This is a genomic window from Peribacillus sp. NPDC097264 (genome assembly GCF_050277925.1).
In the GTDB taxonomy this organism is placed as follows: Bacteria; Bacillota; Bacilli; order Bacillales; family DSM-1321; genus Peribacillus.
In genome coordinates this window covers 521,098-538,473 of the sequence record NZ_JBNNSR010000002.1, presented here as the reverse complement: position 1 = coordinate 538,473, position 17,376 = coordinate 521,098, and the positions used below count along the sequence as shown (strand labels likewise).

The 17,376-nt window shown below is 40.4% G+C and carries 21 protein-coding genes and 1 pseudogene; 13 read left to right on the top strand and 9 right to left on the bottom strand.

The genetic code is table 11. From position 1 onward, the window contains the following. From ACQKL0_RS05270 to ACQKL0_RS05260, 3 genes and pseudogenes are all read right to left on the bottom strand, one after another. A pseudogene (locus ACQKL0_RS05270) lies at positions 1–704 on the bottom strand (transposase); the annotation flags it as partial. 452 nt (positions 705–1,156) lie between these two features. Then, positions 1,157–1,786: a hypothetical protein gene (locus ACQKL0_RS05265; protein ID WP_402987691.1), complete on the bottom strand. Its 630-nt coding sequence runs from the start codon at positions 1,784–1,786 to the stop codon at positions 1,157–1,159. A 202-nt stretch (positions 1,787–1,988) separates the two neighbouring features. After that, positions 1,989–2,165 (bottom strand): YkvS family protein, encoded by a 177-nt coding sequence (locus tag ACQKL0_RS05260; protein WP_402867977.1) that lies wholly within the window; start codon positions 2,163–2,165, stop codon positions 1,989–1,991. A 425-nt stretch (positions 2,166–2,590) separates the two neighbouring features. On the opposite strand from ACQKL0_RS05260, the gene ACQKL0_RS05255 reads away from it, so the two are divergent. Continuing rightward, the gene (locus ACQKL0_RS05255) at positions 2,591–2,785 is read left to right on the top strand and encodes an abortive phage infection protein (RefSeq protein WP_402867979.1); all 195 of its coding nucleotides are present in this window, start codon (positions 2,591–2,593) and stop codon (positions 2,783–2,785) included. 49 nt (positions 2,786–2,834) lie between these two features. Here ACQKL0_RS05255 and ACQKL0_RS05250 read toward each other — a convergent pair whose 3' ends face one another. The 3 genes from ACQKL0_RS05250 to ACQKL0_RS05240 all read right to left on the bottom strand — a co-directional run bounded on the left by ACQKL0_RS05250 (position 2,835) and on the right by ACQKL0_RS05240 (position 4,832). Then, on the bottom strand, positions 2,835–3,323 hold the full coding sequence (locus ACQKL0_RS05250; protein WP_427686520.1) for a sigma-70 family RNA polymerase sigma factor: 489 nt from the start codon (positions 3,321–3,323) through the stop codon (positions 2,835–2,837). Between the two features lie 233 nt (positions 3,324–3,556). Then, entirely contained in the window at positions 3,557–3,916 is a 360-nt protein-coding gene (locus ACQKL0_RS05245; protein ID WP_402956096.1) for a PilZ domain-containing protein, read from the bottom strand. A gap of 85 nt (positions 3,917–4,001) precedes the next feature. Then, the gene (locus ACQKL0_RS05240) at positions 4,002–4,832 is read right to left on the bottom strand and encodes a thermonuclease family protein (protein ID WP_402956099.1); all 831 of its coding nucleotides are present in this window, start codon (positions 4,830–4,832) and stop codon (positions 4,002–4,004) included. Positions 4,833–5,015: 183 nt separating this feature from the next. Here ACQKL0_RS05240 and ACQKL0_RS05235 point away from each other — a divergent pair, with 183 nt between their 5' ends. The 7 genes from ACQKL0_RS05235 (at position 5,016) to ACQKL0_RS05205 (ending at position 11,085) form a co-directional block, all read left to right on the top strand. After that, positions 5,016–5,645, top strand: a complete 630-nt coding sequence (locus ACQKL0_RS05235) for an ABC transporter ATP-binding protein (protein ID WP_427686518.1) — start codon at positions 5,016–5,018, stop codon at positions 5,643–5,645. Continuing rightward, a complete protein-coding gene (locus tag ACQKL0_RS05230) occupies positions 5,645–6,430 on the top strand; it encodes an ABC transporter permease (RefSeq protein ID WP_402867989.1) in 786 nt (261 codons plus the stop codon). Before ACQKL0_RS05235 ends, ACQKL0_RS05230 begins: the two co-directional genes overlap by 1 nt. A 214-nt stretch (positions 6,431–6,644) precedes the next feature. Then, positions 6,645–6,911: a phosphocarrier protein HPr gene (locus ACQKL0_RS05225; protein WP_402867991.1), complete on the top strand. Its 267-nt coding sequence runs from the start codon at positions 6,645–6,647 to the stop codon at positions 6,909–6,911. Further along, positions 6,911–8,629 (top strand): phosphoenolpyruvate--protein phosphotransferase, encoded by a 1,719-nt coding sequence (gene ptsP, locus ACQKL0_RS05220; RefSeq protein ID WP_427686516.1) that lies wholly within the window; start codon positions 6,911–6,913, stop codon positions 8,627–8,629. Before ACQKL0_RS05225 ends, ptsP begins: the two co-directional genes overlap by 1 nt. 326 nt (positions 8,630–8,955) lie before the next feature. Then, a complete protein-coding gene (locus tag ACQKL0_RS05215) occupies positions 8,956–9,741 on the top strand; it encodes an SDR family oxidoreductase (protein WP_402987702.1) in 786 nt (261 codons plus the stop codon). A 39-nt stretch (positions 9,742–9,780) separates the two neighbouring features. Next, positions 9,781–10,653 carry an NAD(P)-dependent oxidoreductase gene (locus ACQKL0_RS05210; protein ID WP_402987705.1) on the top strand — a complete coding sequence of 291 codons (873 nt, stop codon included), beginning with the start codon at positions 9,781–9,783 and terminating at the stop codon, positions 10,651–10,653. A 66-nt stretch (positions 10,654–10,719) separates the two neighbouring features. Beyond that, positions 10,720–11,085: a hypothetical protein gene (locus ACQKL0_RS05205; protein WP_402868000.1), complete on the top strand. Its 366-nt coding sequence runs from the start codon at positions 10,720–10,722 to the stop codon at positions 11,083–11,085. Between the two features lie 88 nt (positions 11,086–11,173). Here the strand turns inward: ACQKL0_RS05205 and ACQKL0_RS05200 are convergent, their stop codons facing one another. After that, positions 11,174–12,316, bottom strand: a complete 1,143-nt coding sequence (locus ACQKL0_RS05200) for an aminotransferase A (RefSeq protein WP_427686514.1) — start codon at positions 12,314–12,316, stop codon at positions 11,174–11,176. Between the two features lie 166 nt (positions 12,317–12,482). Between ACQKL0_RS05200 and corA the strand changes: the two genes are divergently transcribed. From corA to ACQKL0_RS05185, 3 genes are all read left to right on the top strand, one after another. Beyond that, on the top strand, positions 12,483–13,457 hold the full coding sequence (gene corA / locus ACQKL0_RS05195) for a magnesium/cobalt transporter CorA (protein WP_402868003.1): 975 nt from the start codon (positions 12,483–12,485) through the stop codon (positions 13,455–13,457). A gap of 106 nt (positions 13,458–13,563) precedes the next feature. Continuing rightward, the gene (locus tag ACQKL0_RS05190; RefSeq protein ID WP_402956116.1) at positions 13,564–14,070 is read left to right on the top strand and encodes an RDD family protein; all 507 of its coding nucleotides are present in this window, start codon (positions 13,564–13,566) and stop codon (positions 14,068–14,070) included. Positions 14,071–14,316: 246 nt separating this feature from the next. Beyond that, entirely contained in the window at positions 14,317–15,222 is a 906-nt protein-coding gene (locus ACQKL0_RS05185; RefSeq protein WP_402868006.1) for a chemotaxis protein, read from the top strand. A 49-nt stretch (positions 15,223–15,271) separates the two neighbouring features. Here ACQKL0_RS05185 and ACQKL0_RS05180 read toward each other — a convergent pair whose 3' ends face one another. Further along, positions 15,272–15,778, bottom strand: a complete 507-nt coding sequence (locus tag ACQKL0_RS05180) for a YkyB family protein (RefSeq protein ID WP_402868007.1) — start codon at positions 15,776–15,778, stop codon at positions 15,272–15,274. Positions 15,779–16,093: 315 nt separating this feature from the next. Then, on the bottom strand, positions 16,094–16,462 hold the full coding sequence (locus ACQKL0_RS05175; RefSeq protein WP_407407897.1) for a hypothetical protein: 369 nt from the start codon (positions 16,460–16,462) through the stop codon (positions 16,094–16,096). Positions 16,463–16,580: 118 nt separating this feature from the next. Here ACQKL0_RS05175 and ACQKL0_RS05170 point away from each other — a divergent pair, with 118 nt between their 5' ends. Both ACQKL0_RS05170 and crcB read left to right on the top strand, forming a co-directional pair. Next, on the top strand, positions 16,581–16,961 hold the full coding sequence (locus ACQKL0_RS05170) for a fluoride efflux transporter FluC (RefSeq protein ID WP_427686512.1): 381 nt from the start codon (positions 16,581–16,583) through the stop codon (positions 16,959–16,961). Beyond that, positions 16,958–17,314 carry a fluoride efflux transporter CrcB gene (crcB, locus tag ACQKL0_RS05165; protein ID WP_402868011.1) on the top strand — a complete coding sequence of 119 codons (357 nt, stop codon included), beginning with the start codon at positions 16,958–16,960 and terminating at the stop codon, positions 17,312–17,314. Before ACQKL0_RS05170 ends, crcB begins: the two co-directional genes overlap by 4 nt. Positions 17,315–17,376 lie beyond the last annotated feature (62 nt).

The window sequence follows — 17,376 nt, the reverse complement described above, 5'->3', positions numbered from 1 at the left end:
TGATTTTCCGTTGCCATTTGAATATTATAACCAGGTTTTAGTTGTCCGTTATTCATATGATCATCTTTCATTCGCATAAATGTCGCATCCGTATCGGTTTTAGAATAACTATTTCGATCGCCAAATAGAGCATTTTGTTGTTTATATTTTACTAATCGTGGACCTAAGTCTTCGCGCACTAATTTCAATAGTTTCTTAACCGGACTGAGTTCCCGTCGTTTTTCTTTTCGTACCTGGACATCTTCTTCAAGTTGGATACCATTCGTTTCCTTTTCAACTTTTTCCACTAATGCTTTTTCTATTTGAGTTAGTTTTTCCTCTGCCGTTAATGAGGAGGTTTCATCTTGAGTAGACAGTTCAAGACCCTCTTCATTTGCAATGGTCTGAATCTGTTGGTACGTTTCTTCGATTTTTTCTTGCAGCTTCGCCTCAAATTTGGTCGTCGCCTTTTTCCACACAAATGAATACTTGTTTGCGCTTGCTTCAATCTTTGTTCCGTCTAGAAAATAGTTCTCCATTGTGACGTGCTTTTCTTCTATTAGTTGATGGATCATTTCTTCAAATAGCTTCGGAAGGAGCTTATCCATTTGTTGTGTGCGAAATCGATTAATCGTTCGATAATCCGGTTTTTGCAAGGCAGCCAGCCACATTGTTGGGATATTTTCTTTAACCAGTTTGGCGATTTCACGACAGGAATAGACTTTTTGAGAATAGGCATACAAAATGACTTTCGTCATCATTTTAGGATGGTAAGAGCTACGTCCGCCACCATTATAGTGCTCAAAAAAGACATTATCTTCTACTGATTCAATCATTTGATCAATCACACGCGCCACGTGGTGAACCGGAATGAGATCCTGAATGTCAAAAATAACAGTGGTTTGTTGGTTATCATAGGGAATAAAAGTAGGTGTAGAATTTCGTTTTTGAGGAACGGTAGTTTCCTCTTGAATGGTGAGTGGTAGTATAGTTTGTTCCATGTTATAATTTTCTGTAGTGATCTTTGGATTGCTCATAAAAAATCGTCCTTTCGTAAATGGTGTGTGGTAACTTCATTTTACTAAAAAGGGCGATTTTTTTGTGCATAAATTTCATAAAAAAAGGGTTGCCCTAAAAGTCATTTTCCTGACTTTTGGGACAGCCCCTTTATTTGATATCAGGATTCTTTCATGATTGTTTTAGCCATCTCTAGAAAGGCATCCCGGTAATCTTTGTCCTTCTTTGTAAACATGGTTAAGCGGACAGGGGACTTCTCATCTTTGAGTAAGACAGAAGTAACCACATCATCGCCGTTCACGACTTCATAGCCGGAACCATTATCTATGTTAAGTGCCGGGTCCTCTATCTTCTCTGAAATGCTTTTCAGTTGGGTTTGGACATTTTCCTCTACTTCGTCCCATTTGACATCGCCCGTTAATAATTCAATCCTCATGGATACAGAGTCGTCATCGGTCAGGAAAAGGACATCCTTTCCAGGCTCCTCGGCAGTCAACTCGAACTGTTGTAAGACGTATAGGCTAAATGGTTGATTATCACTATTTTTCAGGAAGGCTGTTTCTTCTTTTGCTTCCCCATTACTTGTATATTGCAAATTCTGTTCCATAAGCCTAACCTTTTTTGTCCCTTCAGAACTATCAGTAGCTCCATTTGTTGAGCCTGCTGTATTCTCTTCTTTTACCGTATCTTCTTGTGGTTCAGCCGTCTTGTCGTCCGTGGTTGTCCCACATCCGCTCAGCAATAGGGCCGCCATTGTCGCTCCGCCTAAATATTGCGTCCATTTTTTCATCGTTTTCCCTCAACTTTCTGTTGAATTTCTCATATGTGTAGAAAGGCATGACCTATCGACGCTCTGGAGAGAATCATCCCTTTTATATATAGACGAATGAAAAAGAAAAAAGTTACAAATGATATCATGGTAACCAAATGAACCATAAAGTTCCTGCATAGGAAAACGGAATGGTCAAAAACCATTCCGTCGTTCAGTACCTTCATCCGATGATCTTATAATTTTTATGATTGACAACTGTCTTCTGTTCAAGCTCCAAGTCAAGGTAATTTTCCATATACGTGACGTCCACGATTACAGAGTTCTCATTCACTTTCTCGACGATTCCTTGTAAGCCTTCTCTAAATTCAATGATATTTCCAACTTCCGCTTTCTTCATGGTAATCATCCTTTCCCATCTCGTTTTCAATGATAATCAGTAACTATGAATAAATGGATTATTCGAACACCTTGCTGTTTAGATTTTGACCTGGGAAGTGCAAGTAAAAAGATATAGAGTAGTTATAATGACTGGTTAGAAAGTACAGGTATGTGTTTTTTACATATTATGGAAATCAATATAAGCACACTTACTCTTACTTGTATGAGTCTGGATGATACTTATGTACGAAAAATACCAATCAATTTACAATGTGATATTTTACTTTACAGTTTGCACTATTTTTATGTATTCGTAAAGAATAATATAGTCAAGAGACCACAAAAAGTTCTGATTGATAATAAGCGTTAAGGTTATGTTAAAATAGAAACGGAATTTCTCCTATACAGGTAAGGAACAGAAACAACTAATAAGGAGGAAATAGAATGGATTCCGAAGAAGCAAAACTAGTCCTGAATAAACTGGCTAATCGGGAAATGGAAGAGTTCAGGATCAATAAGGAAGAATTTTTGAGTTTTCGTGAAGTGCTTGTTCAAAGAGCGGATTTCAAACATTTCCGAGGAAATGCCCAACATAATGGGGAAGTCATTTATACGTATTTAGAGGAAGCAAGAAGTTAAAATAGGAAAAGGACGGTTCGAATCGATGAACCGTCCTTTTCCTATTTTTTTATGGAATATCCATCCCCTTCCTCAATTTAAGAAGGGTGGTTTTTCGCCATGATTTCACGGCTGCAATCGAGACATTGAATGTATTGGCGATTTCATTTTGATTTTTATTTCCGATGAAAGTAAAGATGAGCCAGCGTTGCTGGTTCAATGTCAAGTTTTCTGTGTAGGCTAAGAGGTTCTCTGTCACGAGGGCCTCTGTGTGCATAGAAAAGGGATCTTCTATTTCAAGAACCGCTGCGTCAACTGGCTGGATATGCGTGTCGTATTTATGGAGGCGTTTTAATTCATTGATGATTCTCCCTTTTATGACTGTATATGCGAAGTTGGAGAATTGTCCGTTTGCTTCCTTGTACTTGCCTTGAGCTTCCCATAATGCAATTAATCCAATTTGAAAGAAATCCTCTTTGTTTTTATAAATGGATAGTGAGCGGATAACATGATGAATCATCGGAGTGAATTGTTCTGATAAACTTGTAAAACCGTCCATTTTCTACGCCTTTTTAAAAAGTGCACTTTTCGTATATTCCCGGGTGCTTTCACCTTAAATAATTTCATGGAATATATCGAAATGGAAAAATGCATAAAATAAAGGGGAGAAAATTGAATTTTGCGACGGAAAAACGTAAAAAAGCACCATCCATTATCGATATTTCGAAGTTTTGATTGGGTTAGACAAAATAAATAAAGGCACACCCGGCTTGCCGGGTGCGCCTAATGAAACTATTGATTATTTTTCCGATAGATTTTCAGTTCCTTGATTATCGTTTCTTTCAAACTTTCATTTTCATTCATAATGAAACCGTACATATAAGCGGATCCACTTTTCTTTTTCCAGAGAATTCGTCCACGTAAATCAATCTCGTCTGCATTTATGATGAAAGTTAGCAAAAGCTCGAGGTCCGCTTGCTCCGGAAGGTCAAGATTGGACTGGAACTTGAGCCCTCCGGCACTGATGTCCAGAACGGACATGGCCCCATTTCGGCTTTTATTTTCCAAGTTGTTTACTCTAATGATGCTAAAAAAACCAGAAAGCGGACGATCGAAAATAAAACGAAATGCTTCATCCCTGTTATATTTCACAATATGTCCCCCTGGAAATTCAGTATCTTTTCCGTTTTCTATTTTATCCATTTACAAGAATGAACGGATGGATACGTGTATGACCTTAACTCTGTGATTTCCGGAAGCCGGCCTTCACTGCATCCTGTTCTGTACAAAACATTTCTTCTTCTTTTGTTATATCATAGTATTGTCCACTTGGTATGTGGTAGATCTTATCACCTTTTGAATTGATATTTCCTTTAATGTTCGGATTGGAGCACGATGATTTTTCGGTGGTTTTTTCTGTTGTTCCTTTATCCGTTTTCGAATCATCGAATCCTTTCGAAGTGGCATAGTTTTCAATCGACCAAATGCCGATTTCCTCTTTTTGAGCTTGTTTCTGGATGGCTTCCAGTTCGTCAAGATATTTTGTATTGGGTGCATATACGTATGCGACCCGTGCGAGCCCTTTTTCTAGCAGAAGCTTATTTACCATTTTTCCATCTACATAAAAATAGGCCAGCAGACGCCCATATTTGTCTCGTTCACCGATTCCTGTCTCCACTTCCACCTCCGAACCGGCAGGCATTAGCTCTTTTGAAAACTTGCTAGCTTCAGGACCAAAGGGTTGTACGGGCTTGGAAGGATGGACGGTTTCAGGGGTATCGATTAAAAGAAGCCTGACCGTTTCTTCCTTTCCATTAGACGTCTTAATTTTCACTGTGTCGCCATCGACCACGCGAACTATTTGAGCTGTGAAGGTTTTTCCTTTTGATTCATTGGAGACTTGGTCTGTAGAAAGGGAGTTTTCCTTGGTGGAAGTATTCGTTTCTTCTGTGGACTTTTCTTCTGACAAATCGTCGGTTATTTCCTGGCAACCTGTTAATGTAAACGCACATAACGAAATCAGTAAAAATACATATTTAAAAAAAGTACTATATGTCGGTGTAGTCACCATAAATCCTCCATTCAAGTTGTTTTCCATGGTGTCATGGATAAGTAAGGGTCGCAAATAATACTACCTTATAAAATGATGAAAGAAAATGAAAAATATTCTATTTTCACCATATCCACTGTCCTCTCTGGTGGTTTATTCTTATTAAGAAATCGTGAAGCAAGAAAGGTAGGAACCGGAAATATGTTCAGGTTAGAAAACATAACGTTTAAAGGGATTCTAAATATTGACCATCTTGAAATCCCGGCAAGGAAAATAACTTGTTTGACTGGGGAGAGCGGAGCTGGGAAAACGTCACTGCTTAGACTATTAAATAGAATGAATGAGCCGGACACCGGGTCGATTTTTTATCAAGAGCAACTCCTTGGAACATTTAACCCGATAGAGCTCCGTCGCCAAGTTACGATGCTATCTCAAACAGCACTCACCTTACCTGGAACCATTGAAGAAAACCTCCAATTGGGATTAGAATTGACTGAAAGAGAAAAGGGATCAAAGGACGAGCTACTAAACGTACTTGAAACGGTATTGTTAAAGAAGCCATTATCAGCTGATGTAGAGAAATTGTCGGGTGGGGAGAAACAAAGGTTGGCATTGGCAAGATTGCTTCTGTTAAAGCCTGACGTATATTTATTGGATGAGCCAACATCCGCTCTTGACGAAGAATCAGAGTTGGATGTCATGAACCGGTTTTTAACAAAAGTGAAACAGGAAATGGGAACCGTGGTCATGATTACTCATTCTAGGCAACTTGTGGATGAATATGCTGAGGGAAGGATCGTTCTTAAAAAGTCAAAGGAGGGGGACTATTAATGGAGAGTAGTGGGATAATAAATATTGAGCTTTGGCGTTTATGTGCGGCCTATGTATTCGTGGTTCTCCTGCTTATCATTGTAAAATGGCGAGGGATATCGAGGGAAAAACAAATTTTGCTCGCTACAGTACGCATGACGGTCCAACTTATTCTTGCAGGGTATGTATTGACGTATATATTCGAGAATCCCCATCCCTTGCTTTCAATAGGATTTTTATGTTTGATAGCCTGGTTCTCTATCCGAAATATTTTTAAACAAATATCCTTTACGCTCAGCAAGAAAATCAAACGAATGGTCATTTTGAGTATGCTCACAGGTCCGATGGCCGCTTTGTTTTATTTTAACTTGGTCGTCATCCATTTCACGCCATGGTATGAACCACGTTACTTTATCCCGATTGCTGGTATGATTGTGGGGAATGCGATGACCGGCGTTACGTTAGCTTTAAAGAACCTGCACGACGGCATCACAAGTAACCGCGATAAGGTGGAGGCGATGTTGATGCTTGGCGCCACGCCGCAGAAGGCCGTCAAAAAATATGTGGATGCCGCTTTCGATTCGGCAGTGCTGCCGACTTTGAATAATATGTTGGGTATGGGGATCATTTTCCTTCCGGGAATGATGACAGGGCAAATTCTATCGGGAATCAGTCCTCTCATCGCCATAGAATATCAAATTGCCATACTTATTGGGATTCTTGGTAGTGTCTCCATAACGGTCATCCTCTTTATCTTGCTGAGTTTTAAGGCGTTTTTCACAAAGTCTGCACAACTGTCCATCTAAAACTTTTTAAAGGAAATAAATTAATTGTTGCAGTTTTATCCTAATTTTTGTACGATTCTTTAGAAACAGGATAGTTATGGTTTGTTTGTTGAGAATGATAATGATATTCTGAAAAGGAAATCGTAGATTTTCGTATCTTTCTTAAATGAATAGGGAAAAACCTTACATATCCTATTCTTGTTAGTTTATTTTATATTAAAGGAGAATGATTTATATGGTAGAAAAAACGTTTACAGTAACTGCAGAAACAGGAATTCATGCTCGTCCCGCTACATTGCTTGTACAAGCAGCTGGTAAATTTGATTCAGAAATCAACCTTGCATATAAAGAGAAAAAAGTGAATCTTAAATCCATTATGGGTGTTATGTCTCTTGGAATCGGTAAAGGTGCAGAAATCACGATTACTGCAGAAGGCAGCGATGAAAATGATGCTCTAAAAACACTTTCTGACACATTGAGCAGAGAAGGTTTGGCAGAATAATGTCCACGCTGATAAGTGGAATCGCAGCGTCAAGCGGCATAGCCATCGCGAAAGCCTATCGTCTTATCGAACCGGAATTGTCGGTTGAAAAAAGGAGTATTGAGGATGTTGAGGCTGAAGTAACCCGTTTCAAGGAAGCCATCCAAAAATCTACTTCAGAATTGGAAATCATCAGGAACAAGGCCGAGCAGGATTTGGGGGCCGATAAGGCAGCCATTTTTGATGCCCATTTACTAGTACTTTCCGATCCGGAACTTTTGAACCCTGTTCAGGATAAAATCAAGTCTGAAAACATAAATGCTGAATCTTCTTTACATGAAGTTGCAAGCATGTTCATTACGATGTTTGAACAAATGGATAATGAGTACATGAAGGAAAGAGCTGCTGATATCCGTGATGTAACAAAACGTGTCCTATCTCATCTTTTGGGTATACATATTCCGAATCCAAGCATGATTGCAGAAGAAGTGATCATCATTGCCGAGGATTTGACGCCTTCTGATACAGCCCAGTTAAATCCGATGTATGTTAAAGGGTTCACGACTGATATCGGTGGCAGAACATCACATTCAGCCATTATGGCTCGTTCATTAGAGATTCCGGCAGTTGTAGGAACTAAAACGGTGACCGCTTCCATCGAAAATGGGGACTTGGTCATCATAGACGGGCTTAATGGCGAAGTGCATATTAACCCGACCCCTGAACTTGTGCAAAGGTACGAGGAAATGCAGAAAAAATATGCCTTGCAGAAGGCTGAATGGGCAAAGTTGGTCCATGAACAAACGGTTACAAAAGATGGGCACCAAGTAGAGCTGGCAGCCAATATTGGGACACCGAAGGATTTAGAAGGTGTTCACAAAAATGGTGGGGAAGGAATCGGTTTGTACCGGACAGAATTCCTCTACATGGGACGAAATGAAATGCCTAGTGAAGAAGAGCAGTTTGAAGCCTATAAGACGGTGCTGGAAGGGATGGCCGGAAAGTCGGTTGTCGTCAGAACACTTGATATAGGCGGGGACAAAGAGTTACCCTACTTGCAGTTACCTAAGGAAATGAACCCATTCCTTGGCTATCGGGCAATTCGTTTATGCTTAAATGAGCAAGAAATTTTCCGTATCCAGCTACGGGCGTTGCTACGGGCAAGCATTTACGGAAACTTGAAAATCATGTTCCCAATGATTGCGACCTTAACAGAATTCCGCGAAGCCAAAGCTGTGTTGGAAGAAGTGCGGCAGGAATTACTTGAAAAGGATATCCCGGTGGCAGAAAAGATTGAAGTCGGCATCATGGTTGAAATTCCTTCCACTGCGGTCATGGCAGATATTTTTGCCAAAGAGGTCGATTTCTTCAGCATTGGTACGAATGACTTGATTCAATATACAATGGCAGCGGACCGGATGAATGAGAGAGTCTCGTATTTATATCAACCATATAACCCGGCAATATTACGACTTGTTAAAATGGTAATTGATGCTGCCCATAAAGAAGGAAAATGGGCAGGAATGTGCGGCGAGATGGCGGGAGATGAAGTGGCTGTCCCTATTTTAATTGGGTTGGGCCTTGATGAATTCTCGATGAGTGCCACCTCTATCTTAAAAGCTCGATCTCTAATCAGGAAACTTTCACTTGAAGAAATGAAAAAACTATCACAAGATGTCTTGATGATGGATACAAACGAACAAGTGAAAGAAGCTGTACTTGAAAAAGTGAATAAATAGCATGACAAACGGCGCTTTCATCCAATGAAACTTCAATGGATGAAAGCACCGTGTTTATTTTTTTGAAATCTTCCAAAAGATGTTTAACAACGTTATACATGGGTAAATAAAGGACAAGCACAGTTGTTTAGCTCGATATGAGCAACTGACATTCTCATTTCCCCCTTTTAAAGCCGGCTGGGTTTCCCAGCCGGCGATTTTTTTGGGGGAATAGGATAAAACTCTCCGGGGAATTGGGATATTGATAATTCAGATTTTTCACTTTATACAATAAAGGATATAATAAAATCATGTTTGGTATTTTTTATGAAAAAGGGGGAAGTACAGTGGATTTATATTTACAAAAGAAAAATGCCTTGATTCTGGCCTCGAGCCAAGGGTTGGGAAAGGCAATAGCGGAAGAGCTTGTTAAAGAAGGTGCCAACGTCATGCTCGCTGCGAGAAGTGAAGAAAAATTGGTGGCAGTTCAAAAGGAATTATCAAAGATCGGCAAGGGGAAAGTGTCGTATAAAGTGACGGATATTACAAAACCTGATGATATTAAGTCGTTGTTGGAGAAAGTGGCTGAAGAATTTGGCGGGCTAGATATCCTTATCAATAATGCCGGAGGTCCTCCAGGGGGGACATTTAATGATTTTAGTGATGCAGACTGGCAACATTCATTTGAACTGAATTTATTGAGCTTTATCCGAACCATTCGTGAAAGCTTACCGCTTCTAAAAAAACAAGGCGGCAAGATCGTTAACATTGCATCGTCTTCTATTAAAGAGCCAATACCCGGCCTATTGCTATCGAATACTTTCCGCACGGCAATCGTGGGATTGGCGAAAACATTGGCTACAGAGCTAGCACCAGACAAGATATTGATCAATACGGTTGGACCGGGTCGAATCGCAACCGAGCGCATTCAACATCTGGATCAATTCAATGCCGAGAAACAGGGTGTCTCAACTGCAGATATCACAGGGAAAGCCCTTAGTAACATCCCGCTTGGGCGTTATGGCGAACCAGAGGAATTTGCGAAGTTCGTAACCTTCCTCGTTTCTGGGGCCAATACATATTTAACCGGCCAATCTTATTTGGTAGATGGAGGGATGGTTAAATCCATCTAGTTTGCATTAATTCACAGATGATTCGAAGGGAGAATGAACATGAAAGAGAAAAACACAGTAATCGGATTTATTGGTACAGGGGTTATGGGAAAGAGCATGGCGGGAAACTTGCTTAAAGCAGGTTACGAGGTACATGTTTATACCAGGTCCAAGGAAAAGGCAGAAGAGTTGATTGGTAAGGGGGCAAAGTGGGCAGCAACACCTAGGGAGATTGCCCAACAAACGAATGTGATCATTTCCATGGTCGGGTATCCGAGTGATGTCGAGGAAATTTATCTGGGGGAACAGGGCCTTATTGAATGTGCAAAAGAAGGGACACTTTTAATAGATATGACAACCTCCACACCCTCCTTGGCCATGAAGATAGCGGGAGAAGCACGGAAAAAGGGGCTGGAAGCTCTTGATGCCCCAGTTTCCGGAGGAGATGTGGGTGCCCGTGATGGCAATCTAACCATCATGGTGGGCGGAGATCCTGCTGCATTTGAAACAGTACGCCCAATTCTTGAGTGCATGGGAAGCAATATTGTTCATCAAGGCCCTGAGGGTTCAGGTCAGCATACGAAAATGTGCAACCAAATAGCGATTGCCTCCAACATGATCGGGGTTACGGAAGCCATCTCATACGCTACAAGGGCAGGGCTTGATCCGGAAAAAGTCCTCCAAAGCATTTCCTCGGGCTCTGCCGGCAGTTGGTCCCTATCCAATCTTGTCCCACGAATGGTCAAAGGTGATTTTGAACCAGGGTTTTATATCAAGCATTTTATTAAAGATATGAAAATTGCACTTGATGAAGTGGAGAAAATGGGGTGGGATGCGCCTGGATTAACTTTGAGCAAATCTCTGTATGATGGGCTTGCAGAGGCTGGTGAGGAGAACAGCGGCACCCAGGCTTTATATAAACACTATAATTAAAAGTGCTATCCGCTCCTTTTTTGAATAAGCTGTAAGCGACAGCCTTTACAAAAAGGAGAGATACGTATGGGTGACTTTGACGATATCCACATGAAGTTCCAGGAACTTGAAGATGGCATATATATTGTCCGAATCGAGGGGTATAAACGGGAAAAAACGATTCACCAAACAAAGCCCATTCGTTGGGAATTGAAATTGATGAATGAGAGCCCCTTGATCTTACCGGTGAAATTCAGTCATATCGAGACCGATGCTGGTTTTCAAATATTAATGAGGGAGTTAAAAAACCTAGGGCATTCGAAACCGCGAAACGCCAGGGAATTTGAAGAGGTGATGACGGATCTATTGGGTTCAATAGTCGAGGTCAGCCTTACGACAACCAATAAGGAAGAAGGCTATCGCGAAGTGCGATTCTTACGAAGGTTGTATTAATATTGCCATACTCTCTTTTTTACAAAGAAAATGGCCTCAACGGTTCCTACTGTTGATGGCCATTTTTTTGTGCATACTATACTCACAGTTATTTTAAAAAGGCTGCGATACGATCCAATCCTTCTTTAAGTGTTTCCATGGAATAGGCATAGGAAATCCGGAAGTATCCTTCCCCCAGTGGCGAGAAGGCATCTCCAGGAACGACAGCTACCTTTTCCTGTTTTACTAGTTCCAGGCAGAACTCCAAGGAGGATGGGTAGCCTTCAGGCAGTTTTACGAAAAAGTAAAAGGCACCATCCGGTTTGACCACATCCAGATCCATTGCTTGTAATCGGTTGTACACGTAGTCCCTCCTACTAGCATATTCCGTTTTCATGGACATGCTATCGTCTTTTCCAACTGTTAACGCAGCTAAGGCAGCACGTTGCGAGATGGAGGAGGCACAAGTTACGTTATACTGATGGACCTTTAACAAATGTTTAGAAATCGACTCGGGAGCAAATAACAGACCAATCCTCCAACCAGTCATTGAATGGGATTTTGATAAACCATTTAACACAATGGTTTGTTCCCTTAAAAAAGTGGCGATTGAAACATGATCCTGGTCGAAAACCAACTCGCTATATATTTCATCGGCTAAAATGAAAATATCCTTGCCACGCACGAGCTCTGCGATGTCCTGTAGCTCTTCTGCCGTTAGTGTGACCCCGGTTGGATTTGAAGGGTAAGGCAAAACGATGCAACGGGTTTTTTCGGTTATGTATGTTTTTAGGATATCAGCGGTCAAACGAAAACCGTTCTTAGTCGTGTCAGCGTAAACAGGCTCGGCCCCGCTCATTTTAATGATCGGCTCGTAGCCTGGATAGACGGGGCCTGGGAGGATCACTTCATTTCCAGGGGTGAGGATGGTCCGAAATGTAATGTCGATTCCTTCGCTTGCTCCCGAAGTTACGATGACTTCATTGAATGGATTGTATGAAAGCTGGTATTTATCTTTTACATAAGCGCTCGCGGCTTCCCTTAATTCCAAATATCCGGCATTATGGGTGTAAACCGTATAATCATCATCAATCGCCTGTTTTGCGGCTTCCTTAATATGTCGGGGTGTAGGGAAGTCGGGCTGACCTATCGTTAAAGAAATGGTCCCTTTAATATCGGCGACTAGATTATAGAATTTTCGGATTCCAGATATTTGAACCTCTTTTACAAGCGGGTTTACTAAATGTTCCATTTGAATATCCTCCTTGTTCTTATCAGTTTGTGAATGGTTATATGAATGTATCAAATCCATTCTATTTTATCATTTTGTAAGGGGAGAGGAAAAAATACTTTTTGTGATTAATGTATTGAAGGTATAATGAAGTTCAAGATCAAGAAAATTTTGAGGATTGATATAAATGATTAGAACCTGTGCCATAACAAAAGAAAAAGAGGTCATTTTTGATTTAGAGCTAAAAAAATTAAGTGATGATTATATTGAATGGTATTGGGTGGACTTTTCAAAACCTACTGTAGAGGAAATAAAGGTGCTATCGAGCCATTTCCACTTTCACCATTTAGCCATCGAAGATTGCCTTGATGACTATAACCAGCGGCCAAAAATGGATTTTTATGAAGGCTATCAATTCCTCGTGATACATGCCATAAGGCAGAAAATCTTCAAGGCTGTCGAATTGGGTCTTTTTATCGGGGAAAAATGGTTGGTCACATTTCATAAGGAAGAACTCCAGGAACTAGAAGAGGTTTGGAGGGAAATCCCTGAGTTGGAAACCTTAAAGCAAGGGCCGTTCTTCTTGATGCATAGACTGATTGACCGGGTCGTCGATGAATTCTTTCCTCCTGTTTATAAAATGGAAAGCGAGCTTAACAGTATCGAGGATAACACGGAGAATGAAACGATATCGGAATTGATGAATCAGCTATTCGATTTGAGAACGGATTTGTCGAAGCTTCGACGTACAATCTTGCCCATGCGTGACTTATTGTATAGGATGATTACTTCTGATAGGTTGAACTATTTAAAGGATCAGCATCTATATTTCCATGATGTATATGATCACCTTATTAAGCTAACGGAGATGCTTGAATCCTATCGGGATTTTTCTTCAGATATTCGCGATAGTTATCTGTCGGTCAATTCGAATAATATGAATTCTACGATGATGACTTTGACTGTCATTACGACCATTTTCATGCCACTCACTTTCATAGTGGGCGTGTATGGTATGAACTTTAAGTATATGCCTGAATTGAATTGGCACTATGGCTATTATGTAATCCTTGGGATGATGGGTGGCATTGCTTTTATGATGTTTTTATATTTCGTCAAAAAAGGCTGGTTGGAAATAGGTAAAAAGTCTCGTAATAGGTAAAATCGATTAAGCGATCTGCCATATTGATGGAACAATGATAAAAGTCTTTGTTATAATGGATAGGTTATCATTAATTTCCAAAAATGTGAAAGAGAGGTAGTTTATTATGGAAAGATTAGTAGAGGTTTATCCAGATGAAGGAAGAGAGTATGCAGGTTTTTGGATACGATTTGGTGCCAATATCATTGATGGAATCATAATCGGTATCCCCACAGGAATCCTGATGACCATCGTGAATCTAATTTGGCTCGGCAGCATGTCAAGCGTTCAGGAAGACATGCTTGATCCCAATTATGAGCCGGGAGGCGGAGAAATCTTGGCCTTCATGGGCGGGACTTTCATCACCTTATTTTTAGCTATACTTATTAGCTTTCTATATTATACTCTATTACACTCTTCGAAATGGCAGGGGACTGTCGGGAAAAAACTGCTTAATATTAAAGTGGTGGATTTAAATGGAAATCGTATCGGTTTCGGCAAGGCTGCGGGCCGCTATTTCGCTACGATTATTTCAGGAGTCATCCTTTATATCGGCTATATCATGGCCGGGTTCACGGAAAAGAAACAAGCGCTCCACGATATGATAGTCGGAACGCTTGTCGTAAAAAAGTAAATGAATCAAAGTAGGGAGGCTCAAAGGTGGGCCTTCTTTTTTTCGTGTGCCTCGGTAATTCATTTTCACAATATTATTTTTTGCCCAGGATTCTAAACAATCGGCGTAAATAACCGAATTATTAGGTAGAAGTCATTTATCTATAAGGTAAAGGTTTTTTTTGCTAAAATGTATTATTTTTCAATCTAGAAAAGTAGTATATTGAATAAATAAATGATAGATGTAAGGGAAGGGCGAGATAAATAAATGGAAGCCAATAAAGGAATATTACTTGAAAGCGGTACGAATGAACTTGAAATCGTCGAATTCGGGATTGGAAAGAATAAATTCGGCATAAATGTAATTAAAGTGAAGGAAATCATAAATCCTGTACATATTACCCTTGTGCCTCACTCCCATCCGAATGTGGAGGGGATCATTGAGCTTCGTGGTGAAGTGCTTCCTGTCGTTAATGTAGCTGATGCCTTAGGGTTTCCTGCATCGGAAAATCCAGAACAGGATAAATTCATAGTCGCTGAATTCAATCAGCAAAAAGTCGTCTTCCATGTCCATACGGTGACACAGATCCATCGTATCTCATGGACACAAATCGAAAAGCCTTCGGATATGTATCAAGGCTTGGAAAGCCAGATTATCGGCGTTATCAAACTAAACAGTGAAATGATATTATTGCTGGATTTTGAGAAAATCGTCGTCGAAATCAATCCTGAGTCAGGAATCAATGTTCAGCAGGTTAGAAAACTTGGTCAACGTCAAAATTCCGAAAAGAGAATCTTGATTGCTGAGGACTCGCCATTACTGCGTAAGTTGCTGTTCGATACATTGACTGAAGCCGGATTTAAGCAATTGGAGTTCTACGAAAATGGTCAGGATGCCATCAATTATTTGGAAGGGCTCGTAGAAGCCGGCAAAACGATTGTGGAGGAAATCCAACTGGTGATTACGGATATTGAGATGCCTCAAATGGACGGGCATCATCTTACTAGAAGAATTAAGGAGAATGGCAAACTCGCTGAATTGCCGGTCATTATATTTTCATCGTTGATTACAGATAGCCTACGCCATAAAGGGCAGGTAGTCGGTGCGGATGCACAGATCAGCAAACCGGAGATTGCGGAACTGATAAGATTGATCGATCAATTTGTTTTATAACCTATGAAAATGGGACGAGGATATTAGATCCTCGTCCCGTTTTTTTCTTTTAATACTTTGAACCCTTTCCTAAAAAAGAAGAGGGGAATGGATTATGAAAGGGCTGTTTAACTTGACTCCGTCCATATGACTTTTTTTCGGCCTTTACAGGGCTGGTTTGTTTTTCGCCAGCTTGTCCAACGTAAGTTTGTAAAATTTGCTTTGCTTTTGATAGTGACAAGGCAGCTTTAGGATTTCGTATGGACGCTGCGCGACTGCCGAGATGGGGGAGGGTTTTTAAGTCTTCCTTCGTAGGCGGTAGGTGAAAGACGTATGATCCACATTCAACAATGACATCGGATTGTTGCGCGGCAAAGCGAGGGTTGTCAGAAAAATGGAGTCCCATCTTCTTCGCTTTTCCTTCTTGCATGAGCTTATTTAATGCGAGCTTCTTTAGATTGTACAGATTTTTAGGCTCCAATGCAGTCTTAGCATGTTTATTTACTATAAACACGGCTTGGGCAAGGGAGTTTATCGAAAACTCATCCATTTCAGAATGTCCTTTCGTTTGATTCATAGTAGAAACTCCTTTTCATCATAGGTTTAGAAGTAATGCTATTGAAATAGATTTCTTCAATCAAGTCTACCGTTTATTTATATTGGTGTGATATTAGGCTTGTAAGGTAGAGTCGGATGGAAAATAGTTCAAAAATTTATAATTTAAAGTTATTCCCAACACTTTACCATCTATGCATTTCATATTATACCACTACAAAATATATAAGGAAGCAAATTCTAATACTGTGACGCTTTAATTTGTGAAAAACTATAAGGTAAAGAACTTGTATCCATTAAGAAAAGAAGGCGGTTCATTCCGCCTTCTGTGCAACCCTTATTGGGTGTAGATATTAATATTTTCATTGACTGCGGCTTGTGCGCCGAATTGTTGTGGGTAGCCCTGAAAACCTTGGTACCCCGGATATCCCTGATTGCCTGGATAGGGAGGGGCAGGATAAGGAGGGTAAGCGGGCGGATAGGGAGGATACGGCGGCGGGTACGGTGGACGGTTGTTGAATAATAACGGACCTACTGCTAATCCAGCCACAAATGATAAAGGGAGCAATAAAGGAAAGAATGGAAAGAAGCGTTCATCGTTCCCATATTCAATTCCCATTTCATCCCCGTATCCGTTACGATATACATTTTGCGGATGTGGATATTGTTGGTAGGGATAGAAAGGATAATAATATTGTGTTTGCATGGTTGGCCTCCTTTTCTCTATGTCTTTACATAGTATGGTTTATTTTATGAAAAGAGCCTGTTCCAGCTGAATCTGTTATAATGAATCTATTCGTTTTTCAAATAGTTGGGGTGGTTTTATGGAGCCGTTTAAGAAGGTTTTGGCCGTAAGTTTTGGAGGTGCGGGTGGAGCATTAGTACGCTATTCAATTAGTGCCTCGACATCCGTTTTTTTCTTTCCATTTGGGACGCTCCTTATAAATATAGTAGGGTGTTTTTTGCTTGGAACGATAAATGGGTATTTCGCCTCTAAAAAAAAGTCACTCGTTTTTTTAGCTCTTGGTAGTGGGTTTTGCGGAGGGTTTACCACGATGTCTACATTTTCTCAGGAAATGGTAACGCTTATGCGGCATTCCATGATTCAAGCAGCGATTTATCTAGGAGCTACGCTTGTAATGGGACTGTTTGCTGGTTTTATAGGGCTGCGTCTTTTTACTGACAAAAGAGGTGAGACCTTGTGATTCATGTTTTCTCCGTTTTGATTGGAGGTTTTTTCGGTGCAGCCTTCAGATATATGTTTCAGACTTTATTTAATAAGCTTCTGCCTTCGAAGCCCATACCATTTAGTATTTTGCTGATTAATCTAATTGGGTGTTTCGGGTTAGGATGGATCTTTCCAAGAAAGGAAGAATGGGAACTTTCTATGCAGTTGATGCTTTCAATGGGATTTTTCGGTGCTTTTACGACTTTCTCCACTTTCAGTATGGAAGCTCTTGACCTTATGAAAAAACACCGCTACATAGAATGTCTTATCTACATAACGGTATCGGTTATTGGTGGCATCTTGGCGTTCCTATATGGTTATATGCTTTAAAGGTCTTATCCATTAACACTTTTGCAGGATGGTAAAATTATCGAGGTGTTTCCATTCACCAT

Excerpts from the sequence above, each read along its gene's own strand:
- ACQKL0_RS05265 (WP_402987691.1), bottom strand. The coding sequence starts at position 1,786 with ATGAAAAAATGGACGCAATATTTAGGCGGAGCGACAATGGCGGCCCTA.
- ACQKL0_RS05260 (WP_402867977.1), bottom strand. The coding sequence starts at position 2,165 with ATGAAGAAAGCGGAAGTTGGAAATATCATTGAATTTAGAGAAGGCTTA.
- ACQKL0_RS05255 (WP_402867979.1), top strand. The coding sequence starts at position 2,591 with ATGGATTCCGAAGAAGCAAAACTAGTCCTGAATAAACTGGCTAATCGG.
- ACQKL0_RS05250 (WP_427686520.1), bottom strand. The coding sequence starts at position 3,323 with ATGGACGGTTTTACAAGTTTATCAGAACAATTCACTCCGATGATTCAT.
- ACQKL0_RS05235 (WP_427686518.1), top strand. The coding sequence starts at position 5,016 with ATGTTCAGGTTAGAAAACATAACGTTTAAAGGGATTCTAAATATTGAC.
- ACQKL0_RS05230 (WP_402867989.1), top strand. The coding sequence starts at position 5,645 with ATGGAGAGTAGTGGGATAATAAATATTGAGCTTTGGCGTTTATGTGCG.
- ACQKL0_RS05225 (WP_402867991.1), top strand. The coding sequence starts at position 6,645 with ATGGTAGAAAAAACGTTTACAGTAACTGCAGAAACAGGAATTCATGCT.
- ptsP (WP_427686516.1), top strand. The coding sequence starts at position 6,911 with ATGTCCACGCTGATAAGTGGAATCGCAGCGTCAAGCGGCATAGCCATC.
- ACQKL0_RS05210 (WP_402987705.1), top strand. The coding sequence starts at position 9,781 with ATGAAAGAGAAAAACACAGTAATCGGATTTATTGGTACAGGGGTTATG.
- ACQKL0_RS05205 (WP_402868000.1), top strand. The coding sequence starts at position 10,720 with ATGGGTGACTTTGACGATATCCACATGAAGTTCCAGGAACTTGAAGAT.
- ACQKL0_RS05200 (WP_427686514.1), bottom strand. The coding sequence starts at position 12,316 with ATGGAACATTTAGTAAACCCGCTTGTAAAAGAGGTTCAAATATCTGGA.
- corA (WP_402868003.1), top strand. The coding sequence starts at position 12,483 with ATGATTAGAACCTGTGCCATAACAAAAGAAAAAGAGGTCATTTTTGAT.
- ACQKL0_RS05190 (WP_402956116.1), top strand. The coding sequence starts at position 13,564 with ATGGAAAGATTAGTAGAGGTTTATCCAGATGAAGGAAGAGAGTATGCA.
- ACQKL0_RS05185 (WP_402868006.1), top strand. The coding sequence starts at position 14,317 with ATGGAAGCCAATAAAGGAATATTACTTGAAAGCGGTACGAATGAACTT.
- ACQKL0_RS05180 (WP_402868007.1), bottom strand. The coding sequence starts at position 15,778 with ATGAATCAAACGAAAGGACATTCTGAAATGGATGAGTTTTCGATAAAC.
- ACQKL0_RS05175 (WP_407407897.1), bottom strand. The coding sequence starts at position 16,462 with ATGCAAACACAATATTATTATCCTTTCTATCCCTACCAACAATATCCA.
- ACQKL0_RS05170 (WP_427686512.1), top strand. The coding sequence starts at position 16,581 with ATGGAGCCGTTTAAGAAGGTTTTGGCCGTAAGTTTTGGAGGTGCGGGT.